This window comes from Stenotrophomonas sp. 3(2025) (genome assembly GCF_052665395.1).
This window is the reverse complement of sequence record NZ_JBQOIF010000002.1, coordinates 118,407-142,172: the sequence shown is the minus strand read 5'-3', so window position 1 is coordinate 142,172 and position 23,766 is coordinate 118,407. Positions and strand designations below refer to the sequence as shown.

At 67.5% G+C, this 23,766-nt stretch carries 24 protein-coding genes; 12 read left to right on the top strand and 12 right to left on the bottom strand.

The features are described from left to right. Positions 1-113 precede the first annotated feature (113 nt). Positions 114-803 (bottom strand): glutathione binding-like protein, encoded by a 690-nt coding sequence (locus ACUXVE_RS02190; protein ID WP_033832494.1) that lies wholly within the window; start codon positions 801-803, stop codon positions 114-116. A 113-nt stretch (positions 804-916) separates the two neighbouring features. Here ACUXVE_RS02190 and ACUXVE_RS02185 point away from each other — a divergent pair, with 113 nt between their 5' ends. Together ACUXVE_RS02185 and ACUXVE_RS02180 are read left to right on the top strand one after the other, a co-directional pair. After that, entirely contained in the window at positions 917-1,546 is a 630-nt protein-coding gene (locus tag ACUXVE_RS02185) for a TIGR00645 family protein (protein WP_117311696.1), read from the top strand. Positions 1,547-1,746: 200 nt separating this feature from the next. Continuing rightward, on the top strand, positions 1,747-2,754 hold the full coding sequence (locus ACUXVE_RS02180; RefSeq protein ID WP_025877557.1) for an energy transducer TonB: 1,008 nt from the start codon (positions 1,747-1,749) through the stop codon (positions 2,752-2,754). Positions 2,755-2,828: 74 nt separating this feature from the next. Here ACUXVE_RS02180 and ACUXVE_RS02175 read toward each other — a convergent pair whose 3' ends face one another. Further along, the gene (locus tag ACUXVE_RS02175; RefSeq protein ID WP_105164841.1) at positions 2,829-3,083 is read right to left on the bottom strand and encodes a hypothetical protein; all 255 of its coding nucleotides are present in this window, start codon (positions 3,081-3,083) and stop codon (positions 2,829-2,831) included. 75 nt (positions 3,084-3,158) lie between these two features. Between ACUXVE_RS02175 and ACUXVE_RS02170 the strand changes: the two genes are divergently transcribed. Further along, positions 3,159-3,962: an AraC family transcriptional regulator gene (locus ACUXVE_RS02170; RefSeq protein ID WP_445513793.1), complete on the top strand. Its 804-nt coding sequence runs from the start codon at positions 3,159-3,161 to the stop codon at positions 3,960-3,962. A 72-nt stretch (positions 3,963-4,034) separates the two neighbouring features. Here ACUXVE_RS02170 and ACUXVE_RS02165 read toward each other — a convergent pair whose 3' ends face one another. The 4 genes from ACUXVE_RS02165 to ACUXVE_RS02150 form a co-directional block, all read right to left on the bottom strand. Then, positions 4,035-5,219 carry an ABC transporter permease gene (locus ACUXVE_RS02165; RefSeq protein ID WP_445513724.1) on the bottom strand — a complete coding sequence of 395 codons (1,185 nt, stop codon included), beginning with the start codon at positions 5,217-5,219 and terminating at the stop codon, positions 4,035-4,037. Next, positions 5,216-5,962 (bottom strand): ABC transporter ATP-binding protein, encoded by a 747-nt coding sequence (locus tag ACUXVE_RS02160; RefSeq protein ID WP_025877565.1) that lies wholly within the window; start codon positions 5,960-5,962, stop codon positions 5,216-5,218. Before ACUXVE_RS02160 ends, ACUXVE_RS02165 begins: the two co-directional genes overlap by 4 nt. Next, entirely contained in the window at positions 5,959-7,485 is a 1,527-nt protein-coding gene (locus tag ACUXVE_RS02155; protein ID WP_445513723.1) for an alpha/beta hydrolase, read from the bottom strand. Before ACUXVE_RS02155 ends, ACUXVE_RS02160 begins: the two co-directional genes overlap by 4 nt. Positions 7,486-7,604: 119 nt before the next feature. Next, positions 7,605-8,798 carry a GGDEF domain-containing protein gene (locus tag ACUXVE_RS02150; protein ID WP_445513722.1) on the bottom strand — a complete coding sequence of 398 codons (1,194 nt, stop codon included), beginning with the start codon at positions 8,796-8,798 and terminating at the stop codon, positions 7,605-7,607. 145 nt (positions 8,799-8,943) lie between these two features. Between ACUXVE_RS02150 and ACUXVE_RS02145 the strand changes: the two genes are divergently transcribed. Beyond that, the gene (locus tag ACUXVE_RS02145; protein ID WP_445513721.1) at positions 8,944-9,429 is read left to right on the top strand and encodes a DUF1203 domain-containing protein; all 486 of its coding nucleotides are present in this window, start codon (positions 8,944-8,946) and stop codon (positions 9,427-9,429) included. Between the two features lie 236 nt (positions 9,430-9,665). Then, positions 9,666-10,835, top strand: coding sequence for a lytic polysaccharide monooxygenase (locus ACUXVE_RS02140; RefSeq protein ID WP_093819463.1), 1,170 nt, complete (start codon positions 9,666-9,668; stop codon positions 10,833-10,835). A gap of 65 nt (positions 10,836-10,900) precedes the next feature. Here ACUXVE_RS02140 and ACUXVE_RS02135 read toward each other — a convergent pair whose 3' ends face one another. Further along, a complete protein-coding gene (locus ACUXVE_RS02135) occupies positions 10,901-11,650 on the bottom strand; it encodes a ferredoxin--NADP reductase (RefSeq protein ID WP_080149594.1) in 750 nt (249 codons plus the stop codon). An 84-nt stretch (positions 11,651-11,734) separates the two neighbouring features. Between ACUXVE_RS02135 and ACUXVE_RS02130 the strand changes: the two genes are divergently transcribed. The 4 genes from ACUXVE_RS02130 (at position 11,735) to ACUXVE_RS02115 (ending at position 15,600) form a co-directional block, all read left to right on the top strand. Further along, entirely contained in the window at positions 11,735-12,703 is a 969-nt protein-coding gene (locus ACUXVE_RS02130; protein ID WP_177177050.1) for an ABC transporter ATP-binding protein, read from the top strand. After that, complete coding sequence (locus ACUXVE_RS02125; RefSeq protein WP_088101854.1) at positions 12,700-13,500, top strand: ABC transporter permease; 801 nt, start codon at positions 12,700-12,702, stop codon at positions 13,498-13,500. The genes ACUXVE_RS02130 and ACUXVE_RS02125 overlap by 4 nt, the downstream gene beginning before the upstream one ends. Before the next feature lie 233 nt (positions 13,501-13,733). After that, positions 13,734-14,672: a 2-dehydropantoate 2-reductase gene (gene panE / locus ACUXVE_RS02120; RefSeq protein WP_445513720.1), complete on the top strand. Its 939-nt coding sequence runs from the start codon at positions 13,734-13,736 to the stop codon at positions 14,670-14,672. A 10-nt stretch (positions 14,673-14,682) separates the two neighbouring features. Next, positions 14,683-15,600, top strand: coding sequence for an NAD-dependent epimerase/dehydratase family protein (locus tag ACUXVE_RS02115; protein WP_445513792.1), 918 nt, complete (start codon positions 14,683-14,685; stop codon positions 15,598-15,600). 17 nt (positions 15,601-15,617) lie between these two features. Here the strand turns inward: ACUXVE_RS02115 and ACUXVE_RS02110 are convergent, their stop codons facing one another. Then, entirely contained in the window at positions 15,618-16,415 is a 798-nt protein-coding gene (locus tag ACUXVE_RS02110; RefSeq protein WP_025877584.1) for a TatD family hydrolase, read from the bottom strand. Positions 16,416-16,483: 68 nt separating this feature from the next. Between ACUXVE_RS02110 and hrpB the strand changes: the two genes are divergently transcribed. Further along, the gene (gene hrpB / locus ACUXVE_RS02105; protein WP_445513791.1) at positions 16,484-18,991 is read left to right on the top strand and encodes an ATP-dependent helicase HrpB; all 2,508 of its coding nucleotides are present in this window, start codon (positions 16,484-16,486) and stop codon (positions 18,989-18,991) included. Positions 18,992-19,119: 128 nt separating this feature from the next. Then, positions 19,120-19,509 carry a hypothetical protein gene (locus tag ACUXVE_RS02100; RefSeq protein ID WP_093819471.1) on the top strand — a complete coding sequence of 130 codons (390 nt, stop codon included), beginning with the start codon at positions 19,120-19,122 and terminating at the stop codon, positions 19,507-19,509. Positions 19,510-19,599: 90 nt separating this feature from the next. On the opposite strand, the gene ACUXVE_RS02095 is transcribed toward ACUXVE_RS02100, so the two are convergent. Both ACUXVE_RS02095 and ACUXVE_RS02090 read right to left on the bottom strand, forming a co-directional pair. Continuing rightward, positions 19,600-20,139, bottom strand: coding sequence for a pseudouridine synthase (locus ACUXVE_RS02095; protein WP_093819472.1), 540 nt, complete (start codon positions 20,137-20,139; stop codon positions 19,600-19,602). 80 nt (positions 20,140-20,219) lie between these two features. Further along, complete coding sequence (locus tag ACUXVE_RS02090) at positions 20,220-21,077, bottom strand: class I SAM-dependent methyltransferase (RefSeq protein ID WP_445513719.1); 858 nt, start codon at positions 21,075-21,077, stop codon at positions 20,220-20,222. A 169-nt stretch (positions 21,078-21,246) separates the two neighbouring features. Here ACUXVE_RS02090 and ACUXVE_RS02085 point away from each other — a divergent pair, with 169 nt between their 5' ends. Then, positions 21,247-22,203, top strand: coding sequence for an aldo/keto reductase (locus ACUXVE_RS02085; protein ID WP_445513718.1), 957 nt, complete (start codon positions 21,247-21,249; stop codon positions 22,201-22,203). Between the two features lie 65 nt (positions 22,204-22,268). Here the strand turns inward: ACUXVE_RS02085 and ACUXVE_RS02080 are convergent, their stop codons facing one another. Then, a complete protein-coding gene (locus ACUXVE_RS02080) occupies positions 22,269-23,174 on the bottom strand; it encodes an NAD(P)/FAD-dependent oxidoreductase (RefSeq protein ID WP_445513717.1) in 906 nt (301 codons plus the stop codon). Next, positions 23,164-23,619: an Rrf2 family transcriptional regulator gene (locus ACUXVE_RS02075; RefSeq protein WP_117311710.1), complete on the bottom strand. Its 456-nt coding sequence runs from the start codon at positions 23,617-23,619 to the stop codon at positions 23,164-23,166. The genes ACUXVE_RS02080 and ACUXVE_RS02075 overlap by 11 nt, the downstream gene beginning before the upstream one ends. Between the last annotated feature and the right edge of the window lie 147 nt (positions 23,620-23,766).

The window sequence follows — 23,766 nt, the reverse complement described above, 5'->3', positions numbered from 1 at the left end:
GGACGGTCAGCGTCCATCCTAACCAAGCCGGTGCAGGAAGACAGCATGACCTTCTGCCCATGAGGTCTTCCCATAATGCGTGCCGACCAACGGTCGGCACCCACCGTCCCGGGTCAGCGTTTGCCGAACAGGTGCCTGCGTTCTTCGTCGCTGAGCGGCTTGCCCGCGTCCGGGTTGACCTGCTGGCGCAGCGCATAGGCGCGCTGGGTCGCCGGGCGGGCGGCGATGGCCTGGTGCCAGCGCTTGAGGTTCGGGAACGCGTCGAAGTCCGCCGGCAGCTTGTCGTAGGCGCCAACCCACGGGTAGCTGGCCATGTCGGCGATGGTGTACTCCTCGCCGGCCAGGAAGGCGTGCTCGGCCAGGCGCTTGTCCATCACCCCGTGCAGGCGGCGCACTTCATTGTCGTAGCGCTCGATCGCGTACGGGATCTTCTCCGGCGCGTATACATTGAAGTGGCCCATCTGCCCGCTCATCGGGCCCAGCCCGGCCATCTGCCAGAACAGCCATTCCAGGGTGGTGACGCGGCCACGCGGGTCGGCCGGCAGGAAGCGGCCGGTCTTCTCGGCCAGGTACAGCAGGATCGCACCGGACTCGAACACGCTCTGCGGCGCACCGCCGTCGGCCGGGGCGTGGTCGACGATGGCCGGCATCTTGTTGTTGGGGGAAATGGCCAGGAATTCCGGCTTGAACTGGTCGCCCGAACCGATGTTGACCGGATGGATGCGGTACTCCAGGCCGGCTTCTTCCAGCAGCAGGGTCACTTTGTGGCCGTTCGGGGTAGGCCAGTAATACAGGTCGATCATGGCGGCGGCTCTGGGGTACGGAAAGGAACCTGAAGTCTAGTGCGTGCGTTGGCTTGGCACCGTCATGGCGGGCCGGTAACCTCGCCTCTCCCCCGAAACGCAGCATCCTCCGCATGAGTGCAAACCGTCCGCCGCTCTCCCCGCTGTCCACCCTGATCTTCGCCTCGCGCTGGCTGCAGCTGCCGCTCTACCTGGGTTTGATCGTGGCCCAGTGCGTCTATGTGTTCCTGTTCGGCAAGGAACTGTGGCACCTGATCTCGCACTCGGTGTCGATGGGCGAGCAGCAGATCATGCTGATCGTGCTGGGCCTGATCGACGTGGTGATGATCTCCAACCTGCTGGTGATGGTGATCGTCGGCGGCTATGAAACCTTCGTCTCGCGCCTGCGCCTGGAAGGCCACCCGGACCAGCCGGAATGGCTGAGCCACGTCAACGCCAGCGTGCTGAAGGTGAAGCTGGCGATGGCGATCATCGGCATCTCCTCGATCCATCTGTTGAAGACGTTCATCGCAGCCAGCCCGCTGAACGGCCTGCCGCTGTGCAAGCCGGAGCAATGGGCTGCGGCGGCTTCGTCGGCATCGGCAAGCTTCTACAACGCCGGCGCCGAAACCTGCACCACCCTGACCCCCGATGGCGTGCTGTGGCAGACCATCATCCACTGCGTGTTCATCCTGTCGGCGATCGGCATCGCCTGGACCGACAAGCTGATGTCCAACAGCCACAGCAAGGCCGCCGCGCACTGACATCAACGCCGGCGGCGGCACGGTTGCCGCCGCCGGCCCCGCTGCCGGCCCTTGTGCGCAAGGGTGGCCGGGATGCTAGATTGCACCCTCGCTACAGGCGACGGTGACGCTGGGAAACGTCCCCCGCCACGCCCGGACCTTGCGTCCCGGCCATGCGTATCTACGTTTTTCGTAACGTCGTCTTCTTAGAGGGGAGCAGGATGTCGCACGTCGCAATGATCGCTGCCGCGCGCCGGTGGTTGCCGGTCGCTCTGGCTTTGGCCCTGGCTGCCTGCTCGGGCAAGGATGAAACACCGGCTCCGGCCGCGCAGGGCGCCGCTGCCCCCGCCGCTGCAGCACCAGCCGCACCGGCAGTGGCCGCCAAGGTGCAGTCGATGGGGACCGAGCAGCTGCGCGAATCGGCCAGCCAGGCACTGCGCGAGAACCGCATGTACGCTCCGGCCGGCGACAACGCCATCGAGTACTACCTGGCACTGCGCGACAAGACGCCGGACGATGCCTCGGTGAAGAGCGCGCTGACCGATCTTCTGCCGTACACCCTGATCGCCGCCGAGCAGCATCTGGGCCGCGAGGATTTCACTGAAGCGCAGCGGCTGGTCGCCCTGATCGAAAAGGTCGATGCCTCGGCCCCGGCCCTGCCGCGCCTGAAGGAAGGTCTGACCAAGGGCGTGCAGGTCGCCGCCAAGCGCACCGAAGACGAGACCGAGAAGGTCAAGAAGGACGCTGAAGACCGCACCAAGCAGCTGGCCGAGCAGCAGCGCCTGACCGAACAGCGTGCCAAGGAAGCCGAAGCGGCCAAGCAGATTGCTGCGCAGCAGGACGTTGCCCGCCGTGACAGCGAGCGCCAGGAGGCCGAGCGCCAGGCTGCCGCGCGTCGCGATGCCGAGCAGAAGCAGCAGCAGGCCGCTGCGCAGCAGGCCAACGCCGCCCGCCAAGCCGCGACCGCCGCTGCGCCAAGCCTGCGCCCGGTCAGCACGCCGGCACCGCGTTACCCGGCCGAAGCACTGCGTTCGGGTACCTCCGGCGAAGTCCTGGTGGAGATCACCGTCGGCACCGACGGCTCGGTGACCAATGCACGCGTACTGCGCGCCACGCCATCGCGTGTCTTCGATCGCGAAGCCCTCAACGCGGTCAAGCGCTGGCGCTTCGAGCCGGTCACGGCCCCGGTCACCACCCGCCGCACGCTGGTGTTCGCACCGGGCGGCTGATGCCCAGGGCGGTAGCGCCGGGCCGCGCCCGGCGGTTCTGGAGCAAGGCCCGGCATGTCCGGGCCTTGTGCGTTTCAGGCTGCGCTGTCGATCAGCCGTTGTAGCGCAGGATCACGCGCGGTCAGCACCTGGAACAGGCCCAGCGCGTGCAGCCCGGGCAGCAGACCGCGCAGATCAGCTTCGGCGGCGGCACGGAGGTCAGCATCACGGGCCGGGTCCTGCCACTCCCGCACGGTGGCGAGAAAGGCGCCGACGCTGCCCTTGCGCACGGTGAGGCCGTTCACCTGCACCTCGTTCTGGTGGTCGGGAAGGATGTCGTGCGGCTGCATGGCGTGCTCCTGGGAGGTGGGCGCTCAGTGTCGACGCTCGCTACCGGCGGTTCTGCCGTATAACTGCCAATGGATATGGCAGAACAGACACTCCAGACACCACTGATCGATCCTGCACTGGCCGATGCCAGTGAGGGGCCGGCCCTGCTCGGCACGCAGTTGGCGATGCAGGGTTCACGGCGCACCGCTCGCCACCAGCACGCGCGCGGGCAACTGCTGGGCGCCCACACCGGCCTGTTGCGGATCGAGGTGGGCGACACCCACTGGCTGCTTCCGGCCGGGCACGTGGCGTGGCTTCCGCCACAGCATCCGCATGCGCTTTCCAGCATCGGCAACTTCGATGGCTGGAGCCTGTACTTCAGCAAGGCGGCCTGCGCGGACCTGCCCACCGCACCGCGCATCTTCCAGCCCAGCGACGTGTTGCAGGTGGCGGTACCGCGGGCACTGCACTGGTGCGGGCAGGCGTTGGATGCGCGGCAACAGCGCTTGGCCGGGGTGATCGCCGATGAGATTGCTGCAGGCACGCCGTTGCCACTTGCGCTGCAGCAACCCGGTGACCGCCGCCTGCGCCGCATCGCCGCCGCCCTGGCACGTGCGCCACATGACACCCGCACCGTCGAGGACTGGGCAGCGGCCAGCGGCCTGTCCAGTCGCAGCCTCGCCCGCCGCTGGCAGGCCGAAACGAACATGACCCTGACCCGCTGGCGGCAGCGCCTGCGCGTGCTGCTGGCGCTGCCGCGATTGCTGGCCGGTGAATCCGTCACTACCGTCGCGCTGTCATTGGGCTACGACACGCCCAGCGCTTTCATCGCGGTATTCAAGCGCGAGATGGGAGTGACGCCGGCGCGGTATGCAGACGGAAACGCTTCACAGCGCTGAAATGCACGAGGCCCGGCATGACCGGGCCTCGTTTCAAATCCGCCGGGCATGGCCCGGCGCTACCGGTTACGCTCAGCCGGAAATCGCCAGCCGCTCGTTGTGGTAGCGGCGCACGGCGGCGAACCACAGCACGGCAGCCAGCGTCAGGCTGGCGCCGAGGTAGATCGCCCAGATGGTCGGGCTGATGTCCTCGTGGCGGATCACCTTCAGCAGCATCTGGTTCTGCGACAGGAACGGCACCGCGTACTGCCACAGCTCGCTCTTCACCGGGTAAGCCATCAGCGCGTAGCCGGGCAGCATCGGCAGCAGCACCAGCCAGGTCATGTGGCTCTGCGCTTCCTTCATGCTCTTGGCCGCGGCCGAGAGGAAGGTCAGCAACGAGGTGCCGATCAGCAGCATCGGCACCATCACCAGCAGCATCTGCAGCATCGAGCCGATGTTCATGTTGAGCTGCCGGCCGACGTTGCCGGGCGCGATCTGTGCGCTGGCCTTGAACGCGATCAAGGTCAGCAGCAACGAGGCGAAGCCGACCACGCAGGCGGCGGCGATCTTGCCGCTGACGATGGCGCTGCGCGAACCCGGGGTCGCCAGTAACGGCTCCAGCGATTGCCGCTCGCGCTCACCGGCGGTGGCATCCATCACCAGGTAGGCGCCGCCGATGAACGAGGTCAGCGTCAGCAGCACCGGCAGCAGCATCGACAGCATCATGCCGCGCTTGGCCTCGGCACTGGCCATGTCCTGGGTGGCCACATCCAGCGGTCGGGCAACCTGTGCGTCGACGCCACGCGCCATCAGCCGCAGCGCACCAACCTGGCCGTTGTAGGTTGCCAAGGCCGCCTGCAGCCGCGCACTGGGCACTTCGGCGGCACGACGGGTGCTGTCACGGATCACTTCCACCAGCGCGGGCTTGCCATCGGCCCAGTCCTTGCCGAACTCAGGGCTGATGCGCAGGGCCACGTCGATCTCCTGCGAGCGGATCGCTTCGGCCAGATCCTTCGGTGCCGGCGCGGCGTTCAATCCCTGCGCCGCCAGGAAGCGCACCAGGTTCGGCGCATTCTCCGCACCGATGGTCGGAATCTGCAGCGGCTGTTCGATCTGGATCCGCACGCGGCTTTCCGCCAGCTTGCCCATGCCCAGGATCAGCAGCGGGTACAGCACGGGGCCGAACAGCAGGGTCAGCAGCAGGGTGCGGCGGTCACGCGAGAGGTCACGCAGTTCCTTGCGCATCACCGTCATCAGGGTCGACATCTTGCTCATGCGTGCAGGCCCTCTTCGCTGCCGATCAGTTTCACGAACGCATCTTCCAGGTTGGGTTCGCCGGACTGCGCGCGCAGTTCATCGGCACTGCCGGCGGCCATCACCGTACCCTTGGCGATGATCACGATGTGGTCACACAGCGCGCCGACCTCCTGCATGATGTGGCTGGACAGGATCACGCAGCGCCCTTCTTCGCGCAGGCCCAGCAGGAAGCGGCGCAGCGCGCGGGTGGTCATCACGTCCAGGCCGTTGGTGGGTTCATCAAGGATCACGTTGCGCGGGTCGTGCACCAGCGCGCGGGCAATGGCGGTCTTGGTGCGCTGGCCCTGCGAGAAGCCATCGGTCTGCCGATCTAGGATGTCGGCCATGTCCAGCGCATGCGAAAGCACCTCGATGCGTTCGCGGATGCGCGACGCGGACAGGCCATGCAGCTCGCCGAAGTAGGCGATGTTCTCGCGTGCGGTCAGCCGCTTGTAGACGCCACGTGCATCCGGCAGCACGCCGAGGTGGCGACGCACTTCCACCGGGTCGCGGGCCGCGTCGATGCCATCGACGGTGATGCTGCCTTCATCGGGCGTCATCAGCGTGTACAGCATGCGCATGGTGGTGGTCTTGCCGGCGCCGTTCGGCCCGAGCAGGCCGGTGATGCGGCCATCCTCGGCGCGGAAGCCGACATCGGCCACCGCCTGGATGCGACCGGTGCGGGTATTGAAGGCCTTGTGCAGGTTGTCGGCGACGATCATGGGGCCCATCCGTTGAACGAGGTGAACGCCGGCACGTAGCTCAGCGTGTCCAGGCAGCTGGCATCCAGCGCCTTGGCATCGGTGGTGTCGATGAACTGGCCCAGCAGGCGTGGCATGCAGCCGGCGGTGAGGGTGCCGTGGCCTTGGCCGCGGGCAACCAGCGCGCGTCCCTTCGGCAGGCCCTTGAGCACCTGCTCGGCGTAACGCGGCGGCGTCACCGGGTCCAGTTCGCCGGACAGCAGCAGCACTGGCAGGTCGCTGTGCAGCGGCACTGCCGCAGCCGCCGCAGCCGGTTGGTGCGGCCACACCGGACAGGCGGCGAAGAACGCGCGCGCCACTTCCGGGCCGACCAGGCTGTCGCTGCTTTCGACCGGCGCCTGGTAGCGCGGAGCGTCTTCGCTGCAGATCACCGACCACTGCATGCCGCGGTTGATCTGGAAATCCATGCTGCGGGTCGCACCGCGCGCCAGCGACGCCAGTGGTGCATAGCGACCCTGTGCCGCTTCATCCAGCACCAGCGGCAACAGCGAGGAGTACTGCGGTACGTAGGAGAAGGCGAACGCCAGGCCGACCACGCTGTCCGGGGTCAGCACCTCCTGCCGCGGTGCGTTGGTGCCGGGGTCGCGGTAGTCGACCGTGACCGGTGCGCGGCGCAGGGTGTCCACCACGCTGCGCAGCTGCGCACGGGTGTCGACCGGGAAGCGCTTGCTGCAGACAGCATCCTTGCGGCACTGCTCGGACTGCAGGGTGATCGCGTTGTCGAAGGTCGTGGCGAAATCGCCGCCGACCACCAGTTCGTTCGGTACCACGCCATCGATCACGATGCTGCGGGTGTGCTGCGGGTACGCGGCCGCGTAGCGCTGGGCAACGCGGGTGCCGTACGAGCCACCGACCAGGTTCAGCGTGTCCGCGCCCAGCGCCTGGCGTACCGCGTCCAGATCGGCGATGGCTTCGGCGGTGGTATAGAAGCGCGGGTCGGCACGGCCCTTCAGCGACGCGGCACAGCGCTCCGCGTACTCGCGCAGCAGCGCCTCGCTGGGCGCAGCGTCTTCATCCATCGGCAGCTCCTTGCCGTCCGCGCCCAGACAGCTGAGCGGATTGGAGCCGCCGGTGCCGCGCTGATCGATCAGGAAGATGTCGCGCTGCTTGCGCACCTGGCGCAGTGCGGTATCGACGATGACGGCCACCTCGCTGGCCGCCTGGCCAGGTCCGCCGGCCAGGAAGAACACCGGGTCCGGCAGGCCCGAACCGCTGTTGCCCGACTCCAGCCAGGCCACGCGCAGGTCGATCCTGCGGCCATCCGGCCTGCTCCGGTCTTCGGGCACCTGGAACGTCGCGCACTGCGCCTCGACGTTGGCATTGGCGCCTTCGGTGGCCAGCGTGCAGGGGCGGAAATCAATCTGGCCGTAGCGGCGGCTGGGTGTATCGCCCGCGCCGTCGAGTCCTGCCTGCGGTGGCGCACTGCAGCCGGCAATCAGCATGCTGGCCAGCAACCCGGCCCGCGCGAAATGGTGTCTTTGCATCGTGCGTGATTCCCCTGGGAACGTTCCTGTCCACCACGACGGTCTGTCGCGGCGGATGTGACCAATCGAATGTGACCCAACTTACACGCGCCGGACGCTGACGGCGACAGGTGGATGTCCTAGGCCGGCGTCGGCACAGCCACCAGGCGGTTTCGACCCTCGGCCTTTGCCCGATACAGCGCCGCGTCAGCCAGCGCGATCAGGCCGGAAAGATCGGTCCGGCCATCGTCCAACACCAGCCCGATGCTGGCAGTCACCGCCACCGCACCGGTATCGAGCATGGCCGGACGTTGCTGCAACCCTTGGCGGATCGCGTCGGCCAGCGCCGTCGCCTCGTTGCCGCTGCTGCCAGGCAGCAGCATCAGGAATTCCTCGCCACCATAGCGGCTGAGCAGATGCACGCGCCCCATCGCACAGCGCTGCAACACCCCGGTGAAATGCTGCAGCACGCGGTCACCGGCCAGGTGACCCCAGCGGTCGTTGACCTTTTTGAAATGATCCACATCCAGCAACAGCACCGCCAACGGCGTACCGTGCCGGCGCCCCTGCTCCAGCTGCAGCTGGCCATCAGCCAGTACCGCGCTGCGATTGAGCAGGCCGGTGAGACCATCGATCCGTGCAGCCTGGCGCAGTTCCACCAGCATCCGTTCGACCAGCAGCAGCACCAGTGCGAAACAGCGTGCCAGCTCCAGCATCACTCCGGCCAGGTAGGTCACGAACATCGGCGTGCCGGTGCGCATGATGTCCTCACCAGCGTCGGCCGCCACCGGAAGGAACAGGCGCACCATGTACAGCAGGCCCTCTGCCAGGAACACCGCAGCGGCCAGCCTGCAGCTGGTGCGCTGCTGTGCCGGAGCATGGCGCAACAGCAGCCAGGCGATCCAACCATCGATGAGCGCGGCGAACACACTGAACACATGCAGGCGCACCACCAGGTTCGGCCACGGCACCAGGAACAGGAAGATGCCGGCCATGAATGCAGCCACCAGCAACAGCGGTCGCCACACCGGCAAGGGTTGGTCCAGATGCAGGGCCACGCCCCGCAGCAGAAGCACGGCGCATGCGGCCATCGCCGCATTGCCGGCCAGAATCGCCGGCACCTGCGGCAGGTAGGGACGCAGCGCCAGCAGGGTAACCCCCAGTGTCAGGGCCCACAGGCTGATCGTCCACAGCCGCAGCACCGGTTGCCCGCGCAGCACCAGCAGCAGCAACGAGAACCCCAGCGCGATGCCCACGCAGAGCAGGAAGCCAAGGACGGCGACGGTGGGGAAATCCAGGGACATGTGGCGCTGGAAGAAGGGCGGCGCGCGCATCTTAGCGCCTTGTGGCGCTGGCCCGGGCCGCTGCAGCCAGCGCGGGAACAGCCACGACCATGCAACCTGTCGAATCCGGTGGCGGAAAATGGCGAGCAGGTGCCTCGTGGCGGCGACAGAATGCGCGCAGAACCGGGAGACATTCATGCATCCGTGGCAACTCAGTGGCATCGACCACCAGCCGTTCGAGGCACTTTTCGAATCCAGCGATGATGCGCTGGCCGCTCGGGGAATCGTGCGCCGGCGCGCGGGCGACAGCGGCGGCTACCCCTGCAGGATCAGCCTGACCGACGCGCCTGCCGGTGCAGAACTGCTTCTGCTGCCTTACACCCACCTGGCCACGCTGTCGCCTTACCGCGCCTCGGGCCCGATCTTCGTGCAGCGCGGTGCAACCCGCTGCGTGCTGCCCGTGGGCGTGGTACCTGCCTACGTGCAACGTCGGCTGATCTCGGTGCGCGCCTATGACAGCGCGGACTTCATGCTGAGCGGCCTGGTCTGCCAGGGCACCGAGGTTGCCGCGCACCTGGACCGGCTGTTCGCCGATACGACGGTGGCCTTCGTGCAGCTGCACAACGCAGGACATGGATGCTTTTCGTGCCAGGTGGATCGGGTCGGCCACCCGCGGCAATGACGTTGCACAGGAACGTGATCGTCGCCGCGCCGCAGGCGTGACCGCCAGCGTGTTCGTTCAGTGTGGCGTGAAGCCTGCGGGAAGGGCTTCACACGCGTAGTCACGGATCGGCGTTGACGTGGTTTCCCACTGCGTATTGCAGCTCGATACTCGCGGCGGTACCGCTCATCGTCCGTCGCGCGACACGGCGTGGGTGCTGCGGTCACCGCTCCCTTCGACGAACACAAGGATGCGCCATGTCTCTGCGATACACCCCATTGCTGTTGGCCACCGTCTTCGTTGGCGCCGGTGTTGGCGTTGCCGGCAACGCCGCCGCACACGGCACGATGACCACCCCGGCCAGCCGCGTCTATGCCTGCTTCCAGGGCAACCCGGAGAACCCCACCAACCCGGCCTGCGCGGCCGCCAAGGCAGTGGCCGGCTCGCAGGCGTTCTACGACTGGAACGGCATCAACCAGGCCAATGCCAACGGCAACCACCAGGCCGTGGTACCCGACGGCAAGCTGTGCAGCGGCAACAACCCGACCTTCCGCGGCCTGGACCTGGAGCGCAGCGACTGGCAGACCACGCCGATCCAGCCCGATGCGAACGGCAGGTTCACCTTCGTGTTCAAGGCGACCGCCCCGCACGCTACGCGCGACTGGAAGTTCTTCGTCACCCGCGCCGGCTGGCAACCGGGCAGCCCGCTGCGCTGGGCCGACCTGCAGGAATTCTGCTCGCTGGGCAACACGCCGCTGTCGGCCGATGGCACCTACAAGCTGCAGTGCACGCTGCCGCAGCGCAGCGGCCAGCATGTGATCTACAACACCTGGCAGCGCGCCGATTCCACCGAAGCGTTCTATACCTGCATGGACGTGCGCTTTGAAGGCGGCGGCGGTACCACGCCGGTGCCGCAGTGGCAGGATGCCGGGCCGGTGACCGCGCGTACCGAGCTTCCGGTGGGCACCACCCTGGCGCTGCGTGTGTTCAATGCCAACGGCAACGACGTGGAACGCGTGGAAGCCACCCTGGCCGCAGGCCAGACCACGCCGGCGCAGTGGCCATTGGCGCTTGCGCGCAAGGTCAACGCCAGTGCCCAGCATGCGCGCGTCGGCGTACTCAGCAATGGCGCGATCACGCCGACCGCCTCGGCCACCGACAACCGCGTGTACTTGAAGGACGGCAACCGCTTCCAGCTGGACACCAAGGTGCCAGACCCGGGTACGCCGTCACCCGGCGGTGATTTCGACCATGTGTATCCGGCCGGTATCGGCAGCTACGTGCCCGGGCAGACCGTGGTGAAGAGCAGCGACGGCAAGCTTTACGCCTGCCGCCCGTTCCCGGAAGGCGCGTGGTGCAACGTCAATGCCGAGGCGTACCGGCCGGGCGTGGGTTCGGCCTGGCGCGATGCGTGGGTGCCGTACTGAGGCATGGTCCCGGGGGCGGCGTGATGCCGCCTCCGGTGTGCGGGGTTGCCGGCCAGCGGCCGGCACTACTTGCTGCTGACGTACTTCTCGCGGCGGATCTGCGGATTACCCAGGCCCGCCGCCTTCAGCGCTTCGGCGCAGGCGTCGACCATGTCCGGGTTGCCGCACAGGTAGGCGATATCGGTGGCCGGGTCCGGCGTGAACGCCGCCAGCGCCTGCTGCACATAGCCATGGTGTACGTCCGGGTGCGGCTCGGCCGGCAGTTCCCGCGACAGGCAAGGCACATAACGGAAGTTCGGGTGCTTTTCGGCGAAGCTGTAGAAATCTTCGCTGTACAGCAGCTCGCCAGGGCTGCGTGCGCCCTGCAGCAGGACCACCTGCACGCCTCGCTCGGCCATCGCCGTTGCCAGCAACGGCAGCATCGAGCGGTACGGGGTGACGCCGGTACCGGTGGCGATCAGCAGGTAGCGGCCGTTGTGGTCGCCCGGGTTCAGGCAGAACCGACCGTAGGGACCGGACGCGCTGACCTGGCCGCCGATGTCCAGCGCCTCGAACAGCGCCGTGGCGGCGCCACCGGGTACGAAGCTGACCGCGATATCCACCGCCTCGCCTGGCCCCAGCGCGTGGTCATGGATGGTCGCCAGCGAATAGCTGCGCTTGGTTTCGGTGCCATCGGCGTAGCTGAAATGGACCTGGATGAACTGGCCGGGCTGGAAATCCAGCGGCTGGCCGTCGTCACGCACGAACTGGTAATGGCCGATGGAGGGCGCCAGCATGCGGCGGTCGACCAGTTTGATGGGGAATTGGACAGGCACGACTTTTCGGGACAGTGTGTAGCCGGGGCAAGCCCTCGGGGTCTTCTATAATAGACCTTCCCCGCCCCTCTCCAGCGCCAGCCCATGGGCGCGAAGGCTTCGAGCTTGGCTTCCCTGAACGATACGGCGCCCGCCCTGCGCGTGCGCGACCTGCGTAAAACCTATGACAACGGCACCCAGGCCCTGAAAGGGGTCTCGCTGGAAGTGGCCCCGGGCGACTTCTTCGCCCTGCTGGGCCCGAACGGTGCCGGCAAGTCCACCCTGATCGGCATCATCAGTTCCCTGGTCAACCTCAGCGAGGGCCAGGTGGAAGTGTTCGGCAGCGACCTGGTGCGCAACCGCAGCGCCACCATGCGCCTGATCGGGCTGGTGCCGCAGGAGATCAACTTCAACCTGTTTGAAAAGCCCTTCGACATCCTGGTGAACTACGCCGGCTTCTACGGCGTGCCGCGCGCCGAAGCCGAGCAGATGGCCGAAGTCGAGCTCAAGCGCGCCCACCTGTGGGAGAAGGCGCAGGTGATGAGCCGCACCCTGTCCGGCGGCATGAAGCGCCGGCTGATGATCGCCCGCGCGATGATGACCCGGCCGCGCCTGTTGATCCTGGACGAACCGACCGCTGGCGTGGACATCGAGATCCGTCGCGACATGTGGCGGGTGCTGAAGGAGATCAACGCCGCCGGCACCACGATCATCCTCACCACCCACTACCTGGAAGAGGCCGAGCACCTGTGCCGCAACCTGGCCATCATCGACCACGGCCAGATCGTTACCCAGGGCCCGATGCGCGAACTGCTGGCCAAGCTTGACGTGGAAGGCTTCCTGCTGGACATCGACGGCACCCTGCCCGCCGAGCTGCCGGTGATCGAGGGGGCAACCCTGACCGCTACCGACGGCCATACGCTGGACATCGACATGCCACGTGCGATGGACCTCAACCGCGTGTTCGAGGCACTGAACGCGGCGGGCATCCGCGTGCGCTCGATGCGTACCAAGAGCAACCGCCTGGAGGAACTGTTCGTGCGCCTCACCGGCAACCAGGAGACGTCCGCATGAGCAGCACCCCGACCCCGGTCCTGACCGACGGCCAGCGCAACCGCATCGCACTGATGACCATCGTGCGCCGCGAAGTCGCCCGCATCATGCGCATCTGGGGCCAGACCCTGGTACCGCCGGCGATCACCATGACCCTGTACTTCCTGATCTTCGGCGGCCTGATCGGTTCGCGCGTGGGCGACATGGGCGGCTACACCTACATGCAGTTCATCGTGCCGGGCCTGGTGATGATGAGCGTGATCCAGAACAGCTACGGCAACATCAGCTCCTCGTTCTTCGGCGCCAAGTTCGGCCGCCACGTGGAAGAGCTGCTGGTCAGCCCGATGCCGAACTGGGTGATCCTGTGGGGCTACGTGGCCGGTGCGGTGCTGCGCGGCCTGATGGTGGGCGTGATCGTGCTGATCATCGCGATGTTCTTCACGCCGGTGCGCATCCCGCATCCGCTGGTGACGCTGACCACGGTGATCCTGGGCGCGACGATCTTCTCGCTGGCCGGCTTCATCAACGCGGTGTATGCGAAGAAGTTCGATGATGTGGCGATCGTGCCGACCTTCATCCTGACCCCGCTGACCTACCTGGGCGGCGTGTTCTATTCGGTGAAGCTGCTGCCGCCATGGGCGGAGGCGGCCACGCACGCGAACCCGATCTTCTACATGGTCAACGCGTTCCGCTATGGCCTGCTGGGCAGCAGCGATGTGCCGGTGGTGGTGGCGTATGCGCTGATGATCGGTTTCGTGGTGGTGCTGACGGCGTTGGCGCTGTGGTTGTTGCGCCGTGGCGTGGGCATGCGCAGCTGAGGATGTTCTGCAGGGCCTGCGGCCCTGCACCCGCAGTGGTGGTGCCGGCCGCTGGCCGGCAACAGCAACAGCAACGTCAACAGCAACGTCAACGTCAACGTCAAAAGCGAGATATCCGTGGGATGGCGGGATGGTGTCGGGTTGCGGGGACGCCGCAAGTACGTCCTTGTAGGCTTGGCCGCAAACTCCGGCACAATCGCTGCAGTGAATCCCCCAACTGCAGTGAGCGTGCAATGCGTATCCTGATCCTCGGCGCCGGCGGTACCGGCGGTTACTTCGGTGGTCGCCTGGCCCAGGCTGGCGTGGACGTGACCTTCCTCGTGCGCCCCGCGCGCGCCGCGCAGCTGGATCGTGATGGCCTGGTGCTGCGCAGCCCGGTGGGCGATGCCACGTTCCCGGTACAGCACGTCATCGCTGATGCCCTGCCTGCGCTGGCTGCGGACACGCCGTTCGATCTGGTGATCCTCAGCTGCAAGGCCTACGACCTGGACAGTTCGATCGATGCCATCGCCCCGGCGGTGGGCGCGGGTACCACCGTGCTGCCGATCCTCAACGGCCTGCATCACTACAACGCGCTCGACGCGCGCTTCGGCCGCGACGCCGTGCTCGGCGGGCTGTGCTTCATCAGTGCGACCAAGGCGCCTGATGGGGCCGTGCTGCACCTGGGAAAGCCGGCCAAGCTGACCTTCGGCGAGCGCGATGGCGGTGGGATCTCCGCGCGCGTGCAGGCGTTCGCAGCAGCGTGTGCGCAGGCCAATCTCGATCATCTGGCCAGTGAACACATCGGCCAGGAGCAGTGGATCAAGTACACCTTCCTGACCGCGCTGGCGGCGGCCACCTGCCTGCTGCGTGCGGACATCGGCACGATCGTGGCCACCGACGACGGCGACGCCATCGTGCGTGGGCTCTATGACGAATGCCTGGCGGTGGCCGAAGCAGCGGGTGAGCCGGTGCCGCAGGCGGCGCAGGACACCGCGCGTGGCACCCTGACCCAGGCCGGTTCGGCGTTGAAGGCGTCGATGCTGCGCGACCTGGAAGCAGGCCAGCAGGTGGAAGCGGCCCAGATCGTCGGCGACATGCTGGCGCGTGCGCGTGCCGCAGACCAGGAGGCGTTGCTGCTGCAGGTGGCCTACAGCAGCCTGCAGGCCTACCAGGCCCAGCGCGCGGTGTGATCCGATGAACATGCCTGGCCCGTTGCCGAAGCGCGTACTGATCCTCGGCATGGGCTGGAGTGGCCGCGTGTTGGCCGCGCGCCTTCAAGCCCAGGGCGTACACGTGGAAGGCACGGTGCGCGATCCGGCGTCGGCACCTGACGATGGCCTGCTGCGTCATCAGCTGCGTGCCGACGCCGCGCTTGCCCCCCGCCTGCTCGCTGCGATTGCCCATGCCGACGCGGTGCTGTGCAGCGTACCTCCCGATGCCGAGGGCGACCCGGCGCTGCGCCTGCTGCATGCCGCGCTGGGCGACAGCAGTTCACTGCGTTGGCTCGGTTACCTGTCGTCGACCTCGGTCTACGGCGACCGCGACGGTGGCTGGATCAACGAGCACAGCGTGGCCGATGCCACCGGGCCGGCAGGCATGCAGCGTCGCCTGGCCGAAACGCAATGGCGTGCGCTGGCGGAGGCGCGCGGTATCGCCTCGGCGATGTTCCGCCTGCCCGGCCTCTACGGACCCGGGCGCAACGCGCTGCTGCAGCTGGCGCAGGGCCGCGCACGGCACGTGGTGCGGCCAGGGCTGGTGTTCAATCGCCTGCACGTGGACGACCTGGCTGCGGTGGTGATCGCCGCGATGCAACGCCCCATGGCCAACGCACTGTATCTGCCGAGCGATGACGAACCGGCGCCGCCGCAGGATGTACTGGCCTTCGCTGCGCAGCTGGGGGGTTTCGCCATGCCACCCGCGGTGGCCTGGGACGATCCATCAGTCAGCGCGACATTGCGGCGCTTCTACCAGAGCAGCAAGCGCATCGACAGCCGCAGCACGCGCGACGCGCTGGGCTGGACGCCGCGGTTTCCAACGTATCGGGAAGGGCTGACGGATCTTGCCGCTTCGCTCGCCGGGCATGGCCCGGCGCTACCGGATCCGGGCGCTCCCGGCTGACGGGTAGTGCCGGCCGATCAGGCGGCGTCCGGCAACCGGAAGAACGCACGCGTGGCAGCCGTGGCGTTTGCGGCCGTGGTCTGCACATCCTCGCCACGGTCCCGCGCCAGCTCTTCCACGATGTGCGACAGGAACACCGGTTCGTTGCGGCGATCCTTCGGCATCGGCTTCAAGGTGCGCGGCAGAAGGTACGGTGCGTCGGTCTCGATCATCAACCGGTTGGCCGGAATGTTCTTCACCAGCTCGCGCAGGTGACCGCCGCGTCGCTCGTCGCACAGCCAGCCGGTGATGCCGATGTACCAGTCCTGGTCGAGATAATCGAACAGCTCCTGGCGCTCGCCGGTGAAGCAGTGCACCACGGCCGGACCGATGCGGCCTTCGAAATTCTTCATCTGCGCCATGAAATCGGCATGCGCGTCGCGCTGGTGCAGGAACAGCGGCTTGCCATTGTCTGCAGCCAGCTGCAGCTGGCGCTCGAACGCGCGATGCTGCGCCGGGCGCGGCGAGAAATCGCGGAAGTAGTCCAGCCCGCACTCACCCACCGCCACCACTTCGGCATGGGCGTGCAGCGCGCGCATCTCCGCATCGCACTCGTCGGTGTACTCCACCGCGTGGTGCGGGTGCACGCCGGCAGTGGCGTACAGGAAGCCCGGGTGCTGCTGCGCCAGCTGCAGGGCCAGCGGCGAATGCTCACGGCTGGCACCGGTGATGATCATCTGCACCACACCGGCCTGGCGTGCGCGGTCCAGCACGGCATCGCGGTCGCGGTCGAAGGAGTCGTGGGTCAGGTTGGCGCCGATATCGATCAGATGCATGGGGGCAGCAGAGGCAGGAAAACCCGCGCATTGTACCCGTGCCCGCCATGGCCCCTTATCCTTTGCAGATGAACGCCCCGCACTTCCCCATCTCTCCGCTGCTGCCGCAGATCCAACAGCACCTGGCCGTGCACCCGCGGCTGGTGCTGGAAGCCCCGCCCGGCGCTGGCAAGACCACCCAGGTGCCGTTGGCGCTGCTCGATGCGCCGTGGCTGGAGGGCCGCAGGATCATCCTGCTGGAACCACGCCGGGTGGCCGCGCGCAGTGCCGCGATGTTCATGGCGCGCCAGCTCGGTGAGGAGGTCGGCGGCATCGTCGGCTACCGCATCCGCTTCGAGAACAAGGTATCGGCGCGCACGCGCATCGAGGTCGTCACCGAGGGCATCCTGACCCGGATGCTGCAGGACGATCCAATGCTGGAAACCGTGGGTGCGATCCTGTTCGATGAATTCCACGAGCGCCACCTCAGTGGCGACCTGGGCCTGGCGCTGGCGCTGGACGTGCAGTCGCAGCTGCGCGATGACCTGCGGTTGCTGGTGATGTCGGCGACGCTCGATGGCGAACGCCTGGCGCGCTTCCTCGATGCACCACGACTGAGCAGCGAAGGCCGCAGCTATCCGGTGGCAATCAGCCACTTCCCTGCCCGGCGTGACGAGTCGCTGGAACTGCAGGTGCGGCGCGCGGTACAGCAGGCGCTGGCCGAGCACCCCGGTGACCTGCTGGTGTTCCTGCCCGGCCAACGTGAGATCGCACGCGTGCAGGCAGGCCTGCAGGACAGCCTTGCTGGCGCTGCGGTGGACGTACTGGCCCTGCACGGTGAACTGCCGGTGGAACAGCAGGCGCGCGTGCTGCAGGCCGCCAGCGACGGCCGCCGCCGCGTGGTGCTGGCCACCAACGTCGCCGAATCCTCGGTGACCCTGCCCGGCGTGCGCGTGGTGATCGACAGCGGCCAGGCGCGCGAGCCCCGCTACGACCCCAACAGTGGATTCACCCGCTTGGACGTGGTCGCCATTGCGCAGGCCTCGGCCGACCAGCGTGCCGGCCGTGCCGGGCGCGTGGCCGAGGGCGTGGCCTGGCGGCTGTGGCCGCAGTCGCAGCGGCTGGAACCGCAGCGTCGCGCCGAGATCGACCAGGTTGAACTGGCCGGCCTTGCGCTGGAACTGGCCGCCTGGGGCAGCAGCGACCTGCGCTTCCTTGACCCGCCACCGACCGGGCCGATGGCCTCCGCACGCGAACTGCTGCAGCGCCTGGGCGCGTTGTCCAGCAGCGGCGCGATCACTGCACTCGGCCGTCGCGTACTGGCGCTGGGCACCCACCCGCGGATGGCCGCGATGCTGCTGGCCGCAGCTGATGCCCGCGCGCAGGCGTTGGCCGCCGATCTGGCGGCATTGCTGGAAGCTCGTGACCCATTGCGCCAGGGCGGTGATGCACTGGCCGCACGCTGGCGCGCACTGGCGGCCTTCCGCAACGGCCGTGCGCCGGCCGATGCCAATCGCAGTGGCCTGGCCGCCATCGATGGCGCTGCCAAACAGTGGCGCCGTCGCCTGCGTTGTGACACTACACCGCCCGCCAGCATCGAGGCCCACGAACTGGGCGACCTGCTGGCCCATGCCTTCCCCGATCGCATTGCCTTCCAGCATCCGAACGACCCGCTGCGTTACCTGCTGGCCAACGGCCGCAGCGCCCGCCTGCATGAACTGAGCGACCTGCGGGGAGAACCGTGGCTGGTGGCCAGCGAGCTGCGCTTCGAAGCCCGCGATGCGCTGCTGCTGCGCGCCGCACCGGTGGATGAAGGCTATCTGCGCAGGCACTGGCCCGAGCGCTTCGTAACCGAAGACGCGGTGCGCTGGGATGACACCCGCCGCGCCCTGGTCGCGCTGCGCGAAACACGCTTCGACCGCATCGTGATGGACAGCCGTTCGGCTGGCCGGGTTGATCCGCAGCTGGCGGCGCAGGCGCTGACCGACGCCGTTGCCGAGCTCGGCCTGCAGGCGTTGCCATGGACCGACGGTCTGCGCCAGTGGCAGGCACGGGTGGAATCGCTGCGGCGCTGGATGCCCGAGCTGGGCCTGCCCGACTGCAGTGATGGCGCATTGCTGGCCAACCGTGCGCAGTGGCTGCAGCCGGCGTTCGCGGGCAGGACACGGCTGGATGCACTGGACGAGGCCAGTTTCGGCGAAGCGCTGAAGTCGCCACTGGAATGGTCGCAACGGCAGCTGGTCGAGCGCCACGCGCCCACCCGGATCACCGTGCCGTCGGGGCTGGAGCGGCCTATCAGCTATGCGCTGGACGGCGAAAGCGGCGAGCCGCTGCCGCCGGTGCTGGCGGTGAAGCTGCAGGAGTTGTTCGGCCTGGCCGATACGCCACGCATCGCCGATGGCCGGGTGCCGCTGACCCTGCACCTGCTGTCGCCGGGTGGCCGGCCGTTGCAGGTCACCCAGGATCTGCGAAATTTCTGGGAGAACACCTACGCCGAGGTGAAGAAGGAGATGAAGGGCCGTTACCCGCGCCACCCGTGGCCGGACGACCCTTGGACGGCTACGGCGACCCACCGGGCCAAGCCACGCGGGACGTAATGCGCGCCGACACCCCGCCCGTTCCTGAATGGCTGCGGTAGAGTCACACCACGCGCCCGCCTGACTGACATACCGTTTACGGGCAACAGGCGACACTGGACTTCGACCCGAGGCAAGGACACCCCCGCATGAGCAAGCTGACCGTAATCACCGACCGCGCCCTGGAGCGCGCCCTCGACCTGGCCCATACCGCAGGCGATGGCCTGAAGAGCGCGGGCGGCAGCCTGCGTCACCTCGGCCCGCAGGCCAGCGACTGGATCAAGACCGGTGCCGCCCTTGGCGCGGTGAAGACCGGCGGCAAGGTCGCCACCAGGTTCGCCCGCCGCAATCCGGCGGTGACCATCGCGGCAGCTGCCGTGGGCGTAGGCCTGCTGGGCTATGCGCTGTACCGCAAGCAGCAGAAGAAGAAGGCCGCCAATGGCCATGTGGTCAACGGCCAGGCCCAGCGCATCAACGCGCGCGATCGCCGCAACGACACCGTGGTCGACGAGCACAGCGATATCGGCAGCGACGCCTGATTGACCGGGGTCGGAACCCTTCCGCAGGAAGGGCTCTGACCCCATGACGCTGCACGAGGGTCGGACGCCGCAAGGCCTCCGGCCTTTTTTTCAGCCGATCTGCCGCCACTGCCCGGGCTGCAGGTCATCCAGCCGGTATGGCCCCATTGCAGCGCGTACCAGCCGCAGCGTCGGCAGGTTCACCGCAGCGGTCATCCGCCGCACCTGGCGGTTACGCCCCTCGCGGATCGTGATCGCCAGCCAGCTGTCGGGCACCGTCTTGCGGAAGCGCACCGGCGGATCGCGCGGCCACAGTTCAGGCGCAGGATCGAGGCGCTCGATGTTCGCCGGCAGCGTCGGCCCATCATTGAGCACCACGCCATCGCGCAGCTGCTGCAGCTGCCCGTCGCTGGGCGTGCCTTCCACCTGCACCCAGTAGAGCTTGTCCGCCTTGTGCTTCGGGTCGGTCAACTTGTGCGCCAGCGTACCGTTGTCGGTCAGCAGCAGCAGGCCTTCACTGTCATGGTCGAGACGGCCGGCAGCGTAGACGCGCGGCGGCAAACCGAAGCCGGCCAATGTCGGCCGCGGTGGCACGCTGCGGTCGGTGAACTGGCAGAGCACGTTGAACGGCTTGTTGAAGGCAATCAGCATCGCGGGGACGGCAGGCGGCGGGCAGGGCATTGTCCCATGCCACGCCGCGTGCTCGCCGGGCATGGCCCGGCGCTACCGGGTCACGGCTTCACGAAACGCAGGGTCATGCGGTCGCTTTCACCGATGGCCTGGTACTTGGCGTCATCCGCCTTGTCATGCTGGTTGGTCGGCGGCAGGGTCCACACGCCATTCGGATGGTCCTTGGTATCGCGCGGGTTGGCATTGACCTCGGTGCGCGCGTCGAGCTTGAAACCGGCGGCCTCGGCCATCGCGATCACCTGCTGCTGGCCCACATAACCGGTGTCGTCAGCGTCGGCCACGTCGGCCTTGGCGCGGTGCTCGACCACGCCGAGCACGCCGCCCGGCTTGAGCACGTTGAAGAAGCCCTGGAACATGCCCTGCGCCTGGCCGGCCTTGCGCCAGTTGTGCACGTTGCGGAAGGTCAGCACCACATCGGCCGAGTTGGCTGCACCGAACACCGGCTTGGCCGGGTCGTAGGCAACCACGGTGGTTTTGTCGAACTGTGCCGGTGCGGCGGCGTACTTCTTTTCCAGGCTGTCGCGGCTGCGCTGCTGGTAGTCGCGGCCACGACCTTCGGCCACGGCCTGCGGATCGACCACCGCAGCAATGTAATGGCCCTTGTCGCGCAGCAGCGGCGCCAGGATCTCCGAGTACCAGCCATTGCCCGGGGTGATCTCGATGACGGTCTTTTCCGGCGCGACGCCAAAGAAGCCCAGGGTCTGCGCAGGATGACGGAAACCGTCGCGCTTGACGTTGGCCGGGTCGCGGGTCGAGGCGTTGACCGCGGCATCGATCGCGGGCGACACCTGCATCTTTGCCGGTGCGACCGTGGCTGGCGCGGCGAATGCGGGAACGGCAACCAGCAGGGCCGAAGCAAGCAGCAGGCGGCAACCACGCAGGGATGAGGCAGCAATCATCGGGGCGACTCCAGCGGAAGATGCGGCGAGACTAGCAGCCGCCGCGCCGCAGGTGTTCACAAAACGTTAGCCGCGTGCGCGGTGCGGAACACAGTTTTGTGGTCAGCGCCGCAGCGCGGTCACACATCGCGTTCTATCCTGAAGGACTTCCCCCAAGGAGTCCGTGCCCATGACGGCAAACCGCGAACTGGGCCGTTCAGGCCTGCATGTAGCTCCGCTCGCCTTCGGTGGCAACGTGTTCGGCTGGAGCGCTGATGAGAAGGCCAGCTTCGCCCTGCTGGATGCCTTCGTCGATGCCGGCTTCAACCTGGTCGACACCGCCGACGTGTACTCGGCGTGGGTGCCGGGCAACCAGGGTGGCGAGTCGGAGACACTGCTGGGCAAGTGGTTCGCGCGCAGCGGCAAGCGCGACAAGGTGGTGCTGGCGACCAAGGTGGCCAAATGGGCCGAGCGCCCCGGCCTCACCCCGGACAACATCAATGCGGCGGTGGAGGATTCGCTGCGTCGCCTGCAGACCGAGGTGATCGATCTGTACCAGGCCCACGAGGACGATGAATCCACGCCGCTGGAAGCGACCCTGGCCGCGTTCGGTCGCCTGATCGAAGCGGGCAAGGTGCGCGCGATCGGTGCGTCCAACTACAGCGCCACGCGTCTTGCCGATGCCTTGAAGGTCTCTACCGACTACGGGCTGCCACGCTATGAAACCCTGCAGCCGGAGTACAACCTGTACGACCGCGCCGGCTACGAGAAAGAACTGGAACCGCTGGTGCAGCGCGAGCAGATCGGCGTGATCAACTACTACGCACTGGCCAGCGGCTTCCTCAGTGGCAAGTACCGCACGCCGGACGATGCCGGCAAGAGTTCCGCGCGCGGCGCCACCGTGGTCAAGCGTTACCTGAACCCGCGCGGCCTGCGCATTCTGCAGGCACTGGATGACGTGGCCAGCAAGCACAACGCCACTGCCGCGCAGATCGCACTGGCATGGCAGATGGCACGGCCGTCGATCACCGCACCGATCGTCAGTGCCACCAGCGTGGAGCAGCTGCACGACCTGCTGGCGGCGGCGAACGTGGCGTTGAGCGGGCAGGATGTGGCGCAGCTGGACGCGGCCAGCGTGGAAGGTTGAAGGCGGAGGGTGCCGGCAACGTCGGCACCCTTCAATGGATCCGCGCCCTGCGTGGATGCATTGCCTCAGCGCGGCAGGCTGTCCTCGGCCACCAGCGCATGGTGCATGCCGATGCCCGCGCGCACGCCTTCGGCCATGGCCAGGGTGATGTTGCCGACCGTGGTCGCATCACCGGCGGCGTACACATTCGGCACCGAGGTCTGTTTCATCATGTCCACCTCGATCAGCACGCCCAGCGGACCCTCCACCAACGCGCAGCCCAGCTGCTGCACCAGCGGCGTGGCCATCTGCTGCATGGCCGGCACGAACAGCGCACGCTGGGCAACACGGCGACCGTCGGCAAGCTCCACTTCCAGCCACGTCGGCTGCTCGCCGTGCACAGCTACCACCGGCGTGGTTTCCACCTGCACAGCGCGCTGCTGCATGGCGGCCAGTTCCTCGTCGCTGATCGGCAGGCCCTGGCTGAAGAAGGTGACGTTGCCCCAGTCGGCGAACAGCGGCGCCTTGCTGGCCGACATCGGATGGCCGCCGAGCAGGCCGATCGAGCCGCCCCCCACTTCATAACCATGGCAGTACGGGCAGTGCAGCACGGTGCTGCCCCAGCGCTCGGCCAGGCCGGGCAGATCGGGCAGCTGGTCGGCGATGCCGGTGGCCAGCAGCAGCTTGCGCGCGGTCAGTACCTGGTCGTCAGCCGTACGCACCTCCACACCTTCGGTGCGGAGCGTGGCCTGCACCGCTTCGGCATTCAGCCAACGCACGGTCGGGTAGTCCAGCAGTTGCTGGCGCGCGTTCTTCAGCAACTCGGCGCCACTGATGCCATCCAGGCCCGGCACGCCGTGCGAATGGCTGGCGAAGCGGTTTCGCGGCGAACCCGCATCGATGATCGTGACCGCCCGGCGCGCACGCGCCAGGATCAGTGCGGCGGCGATGCCGGCGTAGCTGCCGCCGACGATGAGGACATCAGGATTCATGGTGACCTTCCAGGGAACGGTGATGGGCAAGATGGCGGGCGAAGTCGGCGCCAAGCTGGTCGAGCGTGGTTGCCTGCAGCCGCTGCTCGAGCAGGCGCTGCGCTTGGCGGGCACTGTCCAGCAGGGCCTGGTTGACCAGCTGCTGGATCGGGCAGCCACCCCTGCCTTCGCGGGTACCGACCTGGACCATCGGCGGCGCGCCGATGGCCTGGTAGACGTCGTGCAGGGTGATCGTCGCCGCATCGCGGGCGAGCTGGCTGCCGCCACCGTGACCGCGCGTGCTGCGTACCAGGCCGGCCTTGTGCATCTGCGCCAGCAGGCGGCGGATCACCACCGGATGGGTCGGCAGGCAGGTCGCCAGCTGTTCGGAGGTTCGCGGCCCGTGCTGGCCGACCAGATGGGCCATCACGTGCAGGGCGTCGGAAAGCGGGTTGGCGGATTTCATGTAACTACAGTAGTTACATTTAATCCACCTGTCGAGGGTCTGCTTTTGTTCCAAATGGACACATTTGTCCAAGTAAACATATCCTTCACATCACTAAACAGAACGGTAATGTGACAGACATCGCACTTCAGAGACCTAAAGGATGGT